This window comes from Streptomyces sp. NPDC057307 (genome assembly GCF_042667665.1).
In the GTDB taxonomy this organism is placed as follows: Bacteria; Actinomycetota; Actinomycetes; order Streptomycetales; family Streptomycetaceae; genus Streptomyces.
The window spans coordinates 1-11,455 of record NZ_JBHUZM010000196.1 but is presented as its reverse complement, the minus strand read 5'-3'; the positions used below and the strand labels follow the sequence as shown (position 1 = coordinate 11,455).

Annotated in this window: 10 protein-coding genes and 1 pseudogene; 3 read left to right on the top strand and 8 right to left on the bottom strand. The window is 71.6% G+C overall.

Annotated features, from left to right (window positions below; genetic code table 11):
- Positions 1 to 68: 68 nt before the first annotated feature.
- The 4 genes from infB to rimP form a co-directional block, all read right to left on the bottom strand.
- A complete protein-coding gene (gene infB / locus ACFUN8_RS35010) occupies positions 69 to 3,209 on the bottom strand; it encodes a translation initiation factor IF-2 (protein WP_383646839.1) in 3,141 nt (1,046 codons plus the stop codon).
- A 77-nt stretch (positions 3,210 to 3,286) separates the two neighbouring features.
- Positions 3,287 to 3,637: a YlxR family protein gene (locus ACFUN8_RS35005; protein WP_382565056.1), complete on the bottom strand. Its 351-nt coding sequence runs from the start codon at positions 3,635 to 3,637 to the stop codon at positions 3,287 to 3,289.
- Between the two features lie 418 nt (positions 3,638 to 4,055).
- The gene (gene nusA, locus ACFUN8_RS35000; protein ID WP_383646837.1) at positions 4,056 to 5,108 is read right to left on the bottom strand and encodes a transcription termination factor NusA; all 1,053 of its coding nucleotides are present in this window, start codon (positions 5,106 to 5,108) and stop codon (positions 4,056 to 4,058) included.
- Between the two features lie 2 nt (positions 5,109 to 5,110).
- Complete coding sequence (rimP, locus tag ACFUN8_RS34995) at positions 5,111 to 5,608, bottom strand: ribosome maturation factor RimP (RefSeq protein WP_382565053.1); 498 nt, start codon at positions 5,606 to 5,608, stop codon at positions 5,111 to 5,113.
- 153 nt (positions 5,609 to 5,761) lie between these two features.
- On the opposite strand from rimP, the gene ACFUN8_RS34990 reads away from it, so the two are divergent.
- The 3 genes from ACFUN8_RS34990 to ACFUN8_RS34980 are packed head-to-tail and all read left to right on the top strand — an operon-like array spanning position 5,762 to position 7,703.
- The gene (locus tag ACFUN8_RS34990; RefSeq protein ID WP_383646834.1) at positions 5,762 to 6,352 is read left to right on the top strand and encodes a hypothetical protein; all 591 of its coding nucleotides are present in this window, start codon (positions 5,762 to 5,764) and stop codon (positions 6,350 to 6,352) included.
- A complete protein-coding gene (locus tag ACFUN8_RS34985; RefSeq protein ID WP_383646832.1) occupies positions 6,349 to 6,774 on the top strand; it encodes a ferritin-like domain-containing protein in 426 nt (141 codons plus the stop codon). The genes ACFUN8_RS34990 and ACFUN8_RS34985 overlap by 4 nt, the downstream gene beginning before the upstream one ends.
- 32 nt (positions 6,775 to 6,806) lie before the next feature.
- A complete protein-coding gene (locus ACFUN8_RS34980; protein ID WP_383646830.1) occupies positions 6,807 to 7,703 on the top strand; it encodes an aminoglycoside phosphotransferase family protein in 897 nt (298 codons plus the stop codon).
- Between the two features lie 162 nt (positions 7,704 to 7,865).
- On the opposite strand, the gene ACFUN8_RS34975 is transcribed toward ACFUN8_RS34980, so the two are convergent.
- From ACFUN8_RS34975 to ACFUN8_RS34960, 4 genes and pseudogenes are all read right to left on the bottom strand, one after another.
- On the bottom strand, positions 7,866 to 9,563 hold the full coding sequence (locus ACFUN8_RS34975) for a proline--tRNA ligase (protein ID WP_383646827.1): 1,698 nt from the start codon (positions 9,561 to 9,563) through the stop codon (positions 7,866 to 7,868).
- Between the two features lie 94 nt (positions 9,564 to 9,657).
- A complete protein-coding gene (locus ACFUN8_RS34970) occupies positions 9,658 to 10,233 on the bottom strand; it encodes a GNAT family N-acetyltransferase (protein WP_383646825.1) in 576 nt (191 codons plus the stop codon).
- Positions 10,234 to 10,248: 15 nt separating this feature from the next.
- Complete coding sequence (locus ACFUN8_RS34965) at positions 10,249 to 11,094, bottom strand: GNAT family N-acetyltransferase (RefSeq protein ID WP_383646822.1); 846 nt, start codon at positions 11,092 to 11,094, stop codon at positions 10,249 to 10,251.
- Between the two features lie 220 nt (positions 11,095 to 11,314).
- Positions 11,315 to 11,455 (bottom strand): annotated as a pseudogene (locus ACFUN8_RS34960) (4-hydroxy-3-methylbut-2-en-1-yl diphosphate synthase); the annotation flags it as partial.

Below are 11,455 nucleotides of genomic sequence, written 5' to 3'. Positions count from 1 at the left end.
AGCAGGACCCGGGCGGCATCGGCACCGCGTCACGTCAGTCACGCGGTGGTGGACACCACCGGCGTACGTCAGCCGCGCGGCTTCTCGCGCATCTCGTACGTCGCGATGACGTCGTCGATCTTGATGTCGTTGAAGTTTCCGAGGTTGATACCGCCCTCGAAGCCTTCGCGGATCTCGGTGACATCGTCCTTGAAGCGGCGCAGACCCTGGATGTTGAGGTCCTCCGCGATGACCTTGCCGTCGCGGACGAGCCGGGCCTTGGTGTTGCGCTTGACCTCGCCGGACCGGATGAGAACACCGGCGATGTTGCCGAGCTTGGACGAGCGGAAGACCTCGCGGATCTCCGCCGTACCGAGCTCGATCTCCTCGTACTCCGGCTTGAGCATGCCCTTGAGGGCCGCTTCGATCTCCTCGATGGCCTGGTAGATCACCGAGTAGTAGCGGACGTCGACACCCTCGCGGTCGGCCATCTGCGAGGCACGCCCCGCGGCGCGCACGTTGAAGCCGATGACGATGGCGTCGGAGCCCATCGCCAGGTCGATGTCGGACTCCGTGACCGCACCGACGCCGCGGTGCAGAACCCGGATGTCGACCTCTTCACCGACGTCGAGCTGGAGCAGCGAGGACTCGAGAGCCTCCACCGAACCGGACGCGTCGCCCTTGATGATGAGGTTGAGTTCCTGCACCAGGCCGGCCTTGAGGGCCTCGTCCAGGTTCTCCAGGGAGAACCGGACGCCCTTGCGGGCGAACGCCGCGTTCCGCTCACGAGCGGCACGCTTCTCGGCGATCTGCCGCGCGGTGCGGTCCTCGTCGACGACGAGGAAGTTGTCGCCGGCGCCGGGGACGTTGGTGAGTCCCAGGACCAGGACGGGGGTCGCGGGACCCGCTTCCTCGACGTTGTTGCCGTTGTCGTCGAGCATCGCCCGGACACGGCCGTACGCGTCACCGGCGACCATCGTGTCACCGACGCGCAGCGTGCCGCGCTGGACGAGCACGGTGGCGACGGCGCCGCGACCGCGGTCGAGGTGCGCCTCGATGGCGATACCCTGCGCGTCCTGTTCCGGGTTGGCCCGGAGGTCGAGCGAGGCGTCCGCCGTGAGGACCACGGCCTCCAGCAGGCTGTCGATGTTCAGACCCTGCTTGGCGGAGATGTCGACGAACATGGTGTCGCCGCCGTACTCCTCGGCCACGAGGCCGTACTCGGTCAGCTGACCGCGCACCTTGGTCGGGTCCGCGCCCTCGACGTCGATCTTGTTGACCGCGACCACGATCGGCACGTCGGCCGCCTTGGCGTGGTTCAGCGCCTCGATCGTCTGGGGCATCACACCGTCGTTCGCCGCCACCACGAGGATCGCGATGTCGGTGGACTTGGCACCACGGGCACGCATGGCGGTGAACGCCTCGTGGCCCGGGGTGTCGATGAAGGTGATCCTGCGCTCTTCGTCGTTGACCTCGGTGGCGACCTGGTACGCGCCGATGTGCTGCGTGATACCGCCGGCCTCACCCGCGACGACATTCGTCTTACGGATGGCGTCGAGCAGCCGGGTCTTACCGTGGTCGACGTGACCCATGACGGTCACGACCGGCGGACGCGCGACGAGGAACTCCTCGCCGCCCTCGTCCTCGCCGAACTCGATGTCGAAGGACTCGAGAAGCTCGCGGTCCTCCTCCTCCGGGCTCACGATCTCGACGACGTAGTTCATCTCGCCGGCGAGCACGTGCAGGGTCTCGTCGGAGACGGACTGCGTGGCAGTGACCATCTCGCCGAGGTTCATCATCACGGCGACGAGCGACGCCGGGTTGGCGTTGATCTTCTCCGCGAAGTCGGTGAGCGACGCACCGCGCGACAGCCGGACAACCTGTCCCTGGCCACGCGGCAGCATCACGCCGCCTACCGACGGGGCCTGCATGGCCTCGTACTCCTGGCGCCTCTGCCGCTTCGACTTACGGCCACGACGGGCCGGTCCACCGGGGCGGCCGAACGCGCCCTGTGTTCCACCACGGCCGCCGGGACCACCCGGACGTCCGCCGAAACCGGGACGGCCACCGCCGCCACCGAAACCGCCGCCACCGGGACGACCCGGAGCACCGCCGCCGCCACCCGGGCGACCGGCGAAGCCACCGCCGCCGCCACCGCCACCGGGACGACCGGCGAAACCGCCGCCGCCACCGGGACGACCGCCGCCACCGCCACCACCGGCGGGCCGACCGGCCCCACCGGGACCACGGCCTCCGCCGGGGCCTCCGCCGGGACGCGGACCCGCGGCGGGACGCTGCGGCATCATGCCCGGGTTCGGACGGTTACCGGCGGGAGCGCCGCCGGGACGCGGGGACTGCGGACGCGGCATACCACCGGGGCTCGGGCGACCGCCCTGGCCACCGGCACCGGCCTGCGGACGGGGACCGCCCTGACCGGCGCCCTGCGGACGCGGACCACCAGGCGCACCGGCACCGCCGGGACGCGGGGCGCCACCCGGACGGGGCGCCTGCGGGCGCGCCATTCCGGTGGAACCACCCGAGGTGAAGGGGTTGTTGCCCGGACGGGGACCCGCCGGACGAGCACCCGGACGGGCGCCCTGACCCGCGGGACGCGCGGGGCGTTCGCCGCCGCGGCCACCGTCACGGCCGCCGTCGCGCTGACCGCCGGCCGGAGCCGGACGGGCGGCGGGACCACCGGCGGGGCGGGGCCCCGGGGTGGCCGAACCGGAGCGCGGGGCCGCCGGGGACTGCGGGGCCTGGGGCGCCTGCGGAGGCGCCGGCTGGGCCGGAGCCGGGGCCGAGAACTCGGCCGCGGGCACCGGAGCCGGGGCGGGCTTCGACACTGCGGGCTTCGGACCGGGACGCGGGCCGGAGGCGGGCGTCGCGGCCGGAGCCGGAGAGGAAGGGGTGCTGCTCTGCGGGGCCTCGGCGGCGGCCGGCTTGGGAGCCGAGACACCGGGCTTGGGAGCAGCCGGACGTGCCGCCTGCGCCGGGGAGGGCGCGGCGGGCTTGGCGGGGCTCGCCTTGCGGGGCGCCCCGGGCTTCGCTGCGGGCTTCGCGGCGTTGCCGCCGGGACCCTGCAAAGCATCAGTCAATTTGCGTACAACCGGCGCCTCGATCGTCGACGACGCCGAACGGACGAATTCACCGAGTTCTTGGAGCTTGGCCATGACGACCTTGCTCTCCACGCCGAACTCCTTGGCGAGTTCGTATACCCGGACCTTAGCCACTTCGCTCCTTTTAGGTCCGGGTTACCGCCGGACCGTCGCTACTTCATGGGCGTACTCATCGCGTACTCATCGAGTGCTCATCGCAATCTCGACCTACTTCCAACTCGCGAGGTACCTGAACCGCACGGGGTTCCGTGCCGTACGTCTTCGTGCATTGCTGCCTGCTCGACATGGAGCAGCAGTTCCGTGCTGTCGAGCGGTCCCTTGACCTTGAAGGCCCGGGGAAACGCCCGGCGGCGGACCGCCTGATCGAGACAGAACGAGGCGGGGTGTACATACGCGCCCCGGCCGGGCAGCGTACCGCGTGGATCAGGGAGGCAAGCACCCTCGACCACCACGATGCGCAGCAGATCGCTCTTGGCCGCTCGCTCCCGGCATCCCACGCAGGTTCGCTCAGGGCAGGCGCGGGCGTGCGTCCGGCCAGACATGTCTAAGTCTACCTCCCCGCGTTGCCCTCACCCCTTTGGGGCAATGGTCGAACGCTTGCTGGCCAAAAAGATTCGGTTGATCTCCGCACAGTCCGTCGTCCCACGTCGCCGCACGTCGCACGCCCCGGACGGCGTTGATCGACGTCGGCCGGCCGCGACCGACGGTGGCCGACGGGTGCTGCCCGATGGCCGGATACTGTGCGGCCGACGGATCGACGGCGGCAACGGTGCCGGGTCGGCCGCGGGCCGGTGACAGGCCGCCCGCGGCGGGCGGCTGCAGCGATCCGGAGGGCCGTGAGGTGGTCGCCGCCGCGCCGTACGTGAACGGGCTCGTGCCGCCGCACCGTGCCGTACCCCGCCGGGCTCGCCCCGTACGGTGCCGTCGGGGCGTGGCCCCGTACCCGCCCGTGCCGCCGGGTCAGCCCCGGTCGCCGCGGGACGACCGGCCTCCCGCGGCGGCCCCGTTGTCCCCCGCGTCGTCCGCCCCGTCGGTCTGCTCCGTGTCGGGCCGGATGTCGATGCGCCAGCCGGTGAGGCGGGCGGCGAGACGGGCGTTCTGCCCTTCCTTGCCGATCGCCAGCGACAGCTGGTAGTCCGGCACCGTCACTCGCGCGGAACGGGCCCCGAGGTCGACGACCTCGACCTTGCTGACGCGGGCCGGCGACAGTGCGTTGGCGACCATCTCGGCCGGGTCGTCCGACCAGTCGACGATGTCGATCTTCTCGCCGTGCAGCTCCGCCATCACGTTGCGCACCCGCGACCCCATGGGGCCGATGCAGGCGCCCTTGGGGTTGAGACCGGAGCGGGTGGACCGTACGGCAATCTTCGTACGGTGCCCCGCCTCACGGGCGATCGCGCAGATCTCCACGGAGCCGTCCGCGATCTCCGGGACCTCCAGCTCGAAGAGCTTCTTCACGAGGTTGGGGTGGGTACGCGACAGGGTCACCGACGGGCCCCGTACGCCCTTGGCGACGCGGACCACGAACGTACGCAGCCGCAGACCGTGCGTGTACTCCTCGCCCGGCACCTGCTCCTGCACCGGGAGGATGGCCTCCAGCTTGTCGTCCAGCCGTACGAGGACGTTCCTGGGGTCCTTGCCCTGCTGGACCTGGCCGGCGACGACGTCGCCCTCACGGCGCGCGTACTCACCGAAGGTGACGTCGTTCTCGGCGTCCCGTAGCCGCTGCTGGATGACCTGCCGCGCCGTGGTGGCGGCGATGCGCCCGAAGTCCGACGGGGTGTCGTCGAACTCCTTCGGCTCCTGGCCCTCCTCCAGCTCCGACGGGTCCTCCTTGGCCCACACCGTTACATGACCGTTGTCGCGACTGAGGACGACGCGGGCGAGACGGCGGCTTCCCTCGGTGCGGTGGTAGGCGATGAGGAGGGCGGATTCGATCGCCTCGACCAACAGGTCGAAGGGGATCTCCTTCTCTTGTGCCAAGCCCTTCAGGAGCTTTACGTCGATGTCCATGGCTACGCCTCCTCTTCCTTCTTGTCCTTGCGGTTGAACTCGAGCTCCACACGCGCCTTGGCGATCGACGCGAACTCGACCCGGCGGGCGGTCGGCTTGCGCCCCTTCACACCCGGTACTTCGAGGTCGAGCCCTTCCTCGTCCACCGCGAGAACGCGGGCCACGAATTCGTCGCCCTCGTGAAGCTGGATCTTCGCCAGACGGCCGACGGCGCGTACGTAGTGACGGCGCTCGGTCAGCGGGCGGTCGGCTCCTGGGGAGGTCACTTCGAGCTGGTACTCGTCCTCGCCCATCGCGTCCGTCTCGTCGAGAGTCGTGGAGATGGTGCGGCTCAGCTCGGCACACGCGTCCAGGTCCACGCCGTCGTCGGAGTCGACCACGATCCTCAGCACACGACGCCTGCCCGCCCGGGACACCTCGATCTCTTCGAGATCCAGGCCCTTCGCGCCGACGAGCGGCTCCAGCAGTCCGCGCAGCCTCTCGCTGTGGGTGGTGCTCATCCGGGTGACTCCTCGGCCGCGTGTGTGCTGTTGTGGGATCGTCGCGTGTCAGGCAAAGGGTATCCGGTCGCGGGGGGTGTTGCCGTCCACCCGAGGCTGACCCGCAGGTACGCTCGCCTGCGGTGATCACTGCGAGGCCCGAGGGAGACACGCGTGGGGCGCACGGGGACGACACGGAGGGGTGCGCTCTTGGCGGCGGGGGCCGCGACAGGGGGTCTGCTGACCGCCTGCTCCGGTAGGGACGAAGGCGGCGAATCGGAGGGCTCGGCGAGCGCGGCGGCCGTCAGGGCCGCGAAGGCGCTACGGGCGAAGTCCACCCGCACGAGCCGTGAACTCCTGCGGCGGTACGACGCGGTACTCGATCGGCATCCGGAACAGGCGACGCGGCTGACGCCGCTGCGGGGCGCCGTCGCGCGGCATGTCACCGCGCTGTCGCCGCCCCCTCCTAAGGAGGGCGAGTCGGCGAAGCCGTCGCCGTCCGTATCCGTATCCGTATCCGTATCCGCGTCCACGTCGCCGTCCGCGTCTCTCGGGACGGCCGTCGGGGACACCGGGCCCACGCCGTCCGTCTCCGCCGATGCCGGCACCGCTGTCAGGGAGTTGGCCGCGGCCGAGCGCCGTGCCGCCGACGCGCACGCCGAGGCGCTGGTCCACGCCCCGCCGGAGCTCGCCCGGCTGCTGGCCTCCCTCGCCGCGGCCGGCGCCGCCCACGCGTTCCTGCTGACGGAAGGATCCCCCTCGTGAGCAGCGACCGTGCGCTGGACGCCGCCCAGGCCGCCCTCGCCGCGGAGCACGCCGCGGTGTACGGGTACGGCGTCGTCGGCGGCCGCGTGGGCGACGAACGCCGCCCGGAGGCGACAAACGCCTACGACGCGCACCGTGCACGGCGCGACAGTCTCGCGCGTACGGTGCGCGATCTCGGCGGGAAGCCGGTCGCGGCGGCCGCCGCGTACGCCCTGCCCTTCCAGGTGCCCGACTCGGCCGCCGCCGTACGGCTCGCAGCCGACCTGGAGGACCGGATCGCGGGGGTCTACTCGGACCTCGTACGGGCCGCCGAGGGGCCGCTGCGCCAGGACGCCGCGGGGGCGCTGCGCGAGGCGGCGGTGCGGGCGGTGCGCTGGCGAGGCAGCGGCGTAGCCTTTCCTGGGCTCGCCGAGCGGTTGTGAGCCCGCTCGCTCCGAAAGGGATCTAGGCACGTATGGCTTTCGAACCGCCGCAGCGGCTGGTGCGCACCCTGAGCGAGACGTACGGGGAGTCCGTGGCCGGAGAGTGGCTCGGGCAGCTGCCCGGGATCGCCCAGGAGGCGGTGGAGCGGCGGGGGTTGACGGTCGAGCGGGTGGTGGCGCCGGGCGGCGGGAGCAGTCTGGTGGTGCTTGTACGGCGCCCCGACGGCGCACCGGCCGCGCTCAAGGTGGCCCCGCCGTTCGCGGCTCCGGGGCCGGAGCGGGCGGCGCTGACGCACTGGAAGGGCTGGGGCTCGGTGGAGCTCATCTCGGGCTCCGACGGTGCGCTGCTTCTGGAACGGCTCCACAACGAGACGTCGCTGCGCTCCCTGCCCGAGGCCAAGGCACTGCTCGAAGCGGCCGGAACGGTGCGGAAGTTGTGGGTCGAGCCGGTCGCCGACCACGGCTTCGAAACGGTCGCCGAGCGGACTGCGGGCCAGGCGGTGGCGATGCGGGCCGCGACGGACCCGCAGGTCCTTCCGCTCGTCTCGGCGGCGCTGGACGCGCGCGAGGAACTGCTCGCGGGCGGGCCGGCGGAGCTGATGCTCCTCCACGGTGCGTTCCGCCAGGGCAAGGTGCTGTCCGGCGACCGGGCACCGTGGCTCGCGGTCGGCCCCGTGCCCGTGGTGGGTGAGCGCGCGTACGACCTGGCGCGGCTGGTACGCGACCGGGTGGAGGACCTCGTCGCGGCGGCCTCGGGCGCGTCGGCGACGCGGCGGCGCGTGAACAAGCTGGCCGACTCGCTGGACATCGACCGTGAGCGACTGCGGGGCTGGACGCTCTTCCGCGCGGTGGAGTCGGGCGTCCGCGCGCTGGAGGCCGGCCGCCGCCAAGACGCGGAACTGTTGCTGGAGTTCGCGGACTGGCTGTAGCGGCGGGAGCGGCCACGGGGCGGGTGAGCCCATCACCTGGACCGGCCCACCCGCCCCGTATCGCGTCGTACTCCCCCGCATCCCGCCGCGCTCGTTCCGACGCCGCGCGCGGGAAGGGCGGCGTCGGCCGTCAGACGTCGGCGGTGGCGGTGGCGGTGGCGGTCAGACCGTCGCCGTCAGACGCGCGATCGCCTCGGCGACGGTGAGTTCCTCGCGCTCCCCGGTACGGCGGTCCTTCAGCTCCAGCACGCCTTCGGCCGAACGGCGCCCCGCGACCAGGATCTTCGGAACGCCGATCAGCTCCGAGTCCGTGAACTTCACACCCGGCGAGACGCCGGGCCGCTCGTCGACCAGCACGCGCAGCCCCGCCGCGCCCAGCTGCTCCGCGACGTCGACCGCCAGCTCCGTCTGGAGGGCCTTGCCCGCCGCGACGACGTGCACGTCCGCCGGGGCGATCTCCCGGGGCCAGCACAGGCCCTTCTCGTCGGCGGTCTGCTCCGCGAGCGCGGCGACGGCGCGGGAGACGCCGATGCCGTACGACCCCATGGTCACCCGGACCGGCTTGCCCTGCTGGCCGAGCACGTCGAGCTGGAAGGTGTCGGCGTACTTGCGGCCCAGCTGGAAGATGTGACCGATCTCGATGGCGCGCCCCAGCTTGAGACCGGCGCCGCACACGGGGCAGGGGTCGCCCTCCTCGACGACCACGACGTCGAGGTAGTCGTCCACCTCGAAGTCGCGCCCGCAGACGACGTTGCGCGCGTGGGTGTCGGCCTTGTTCGCGCCGGTGACCCAGGCCGTGCCGGGCGCCACGCGGGGGTCGGCGATGTAGCGGACCTTCAGCCCCTGCGGGCCGACGTAGCCGCGTACCAGCTCGGGCCGGCCCTCGAAGTCCTCGGCCGTCACCAGCTCCACGACGGCGGGCGCCAGGTGCTCACCGAGCTTGCCGAGGTCCACCTCGCGGTCGCCGGGGACGCCGACGGCGGTGATCTCGCCGTCGACCTTCACCAGCAGGTTCTTCAACGTGGCCGAGGCCGGTACGCCCAGGAACGTGGCCAGCGTCTCGATGGTCGGGGTGTCGGGGGTGTCCAGCTCCTCCAGTGCCCCGTGCGCCGATCCGTCGACGGGTTCGGTGGTGAAGGTGACGGCCTCGGTGTTGGCGGCGTAGTCGCCGTTGGGGCAGTCGACGAAGGTGTCCTCGCCGGCGGCGGCCGGGGCCAGGAACTCCTCGGACGCGGAGCCGCCCATGGCGCCGGAGATGGCGGAGACGATGCGGTAGTCGAGCCCGAGGCGCGCGAAGATCTTCTGGTACGCCGCGCGGTGGAGCGCGTACGACTCGGCGAGACCCTCGTCCGTGGTGTCGAAGGAGTACGAGTCCTTCATCTGGAACTCACGGCCGCGCAGTACGCCGGAGCGGGGGCGGGCCTCGTCCCGGTACTTCGTCTGGATCTGGTAGAGCATCACCGGCAGGTCCTTGTAGGACGTGCACTGGTCCTTGACGACCAGGGTGAAGATCTCCTCGTGGGTCGGGCCGAGCAGGTAGTCGCCGCCCTTGCGGTCCTTGAGACGGAAGAGGAGGTCGCCGTACTCGTCCCAGCGGCCGCTCGCCTCGTAGGGCTCCTTGGGAAGCAGCGCCGGCAGCAGTACTTCCTGTGCCCCGATGGCGTCCATCTCCTCGCGTACGACGCGCGAGATGTTGTCGAGGACCTTCTTACCGAGGGGCAGCCAGCTCCAGAGGCCGGCGGAGGTGCGGCGTACGTACCCGGCGCGGACCAGAAGCTTGTGGCTGAGGGTCTCCGCGTCCGCCGGGTCGTCGCGCAGTGTCTTGGCCATCAAACGGGACATGCGCTGGACCTGGGACATGGGGAGCACTCCTGCGTTTCTTCTCGGGTGTTGGCAGGAGGTTAGCCGGGGCACACCGGCAGGCGGAAATCAGTAATCGCGCGCCGTACGGCGCTCAGCGCCGCCGCAACGGGAGCGGAGCGCCCATCACGGCGTACGGCTTGGCGGCGCTGGGGAAGAGGACCTGGCGTGCCAGGTCCTGGTAGCCGAGGGTGCGGTAGAGGCCGCGGGCGGGGCTCTCGGTGTCAATCGCGGAGAGGATCGAGCGGGGCTGCGGGGCGAGGTCCGTGATGGTGGTGATCAGGGTGCGCCCGATGCCGCGGCCCTGGTACGCGGGGTGGACGTGCAGTTCGGTGATCACGAAGGAGTCGTCGAGCCAGCTGTCGGAGCCCGCGGAGCGCAGATACGGCTCGACGACCGTGGACCACCAGTGGGCGCGGTCGTTCGGCATGCCGTAGACAAACCCCGCCAGCCGCCCCTCCGCCGTCACCGCCCCGTAGGCGCGCGCACCGGGCGCGAGGAGGTGCCGCAGCACGATCTGGCGCCGTACACCGATCTCGCCCTCGCTCAGCCCGAAGGCGAGCGCCTGTACGGCCAGCGCCTCGTCCACGCGCGCGGCGAGGTCGATCGGCCCGACGCGTACGTCGGGGATCCGGGAGTCGCTCCCGTGGAAGCTCGGCACGCTCGACATGGCCGAACCCTACTTTCAGAAGAGGACGCTCATGAAGGCGCCCACCTCGCGGAAGCCGACCCGTCGGTAGGAGGCCCTGGCCGGGGTGTTGTAGTCGTTCACGTAGAGGCTGACGACGGGGGCGACGTCGGCGAGCGCGTACCGTACGACGGCTGCCATGCCGCTCTCCGAGAGGCCCCGGCCACGGAACTCGGGGGCGACCCAGACGCCCTGGATCTGACAGGCGTGCGACGTGGCCGCGCCGATCTCCGCCTTGAAGATCACCTTGCCGTCGTCGATACGGGCGAACGACCGCCCCGCTCCTACGAGTTCGGCCACACGCGCCTGGTAGAGCAGCCCGCCGTCGCCGGCCAGCGGCGAGACGCCGACCTCCTCGGTGAACATCGCCACACACGCCGGCATGATCGTCTCCAGCTCCTCCTTACGGATGCGGCGTACGAGGGGGTCGGGCCGCACCGTGTCGGGCACCTGCTCGGTGACCATCAGGGGCTGGTTCGCGCGCACCTCGCGGGCGGGGCCCCAGTTGGGCTCCAGGAGCCGCCAGAGGAGGGCCGTGGGCTCGGCGGGGCCGACGATCGACGAGCAGCGGCGCCCCGTACGGCGGGCGCGGTCCGCGAAGGCCCGTACGGCCTCGGGGGAGGCGCAGATCGGCACCAGGTTGGCGCCGGAGTAACAGAGCGAGCGCAGTCGCCCGTCCGCGTACCAGCCCCACATCTCGCCGCCGAGGCGCCAGGGGTCGAGTCCCGCCGCCTGGACCCGCGAAGCCACGAACGCGTTCGCGACGGGCTCACTCTCAAGAATGGCGAGCGCGGCGCCGAGTTCGCCTGGGTCGAGGACCCGAGTGGTGGTCTGCGTCAACACGAGAGGGGCCTCACCATACGTCTGCTGATTCTCCGCACTGTACCCGCCACGTCTGTGGCCCGCCGCGCACACGTAAGGGCCCCGCTCCCCGGACGCCCGGAGGCGTGGGGTGCGGGGCCCTTACGGAGGCCAGGCACGGACGGCGCGGACGACGCTCGGCGTACGGCTCCGAGAAGCCACGGGCCGGTCAGCGGGCGTCCGGTCACCGGCCGGCCGATTCTCAGCTGATGGAGACCTCGGGCTCGCCGGAGGCGATGCCGTCCTTCTCCATCTGTTCGGCGATCTTCATGGCTTCTTCGATGAGGGTCTCGACGATCTTCGATTCGGGGACCGTCTTGATGACCTCGCCCTTCACGAAGAT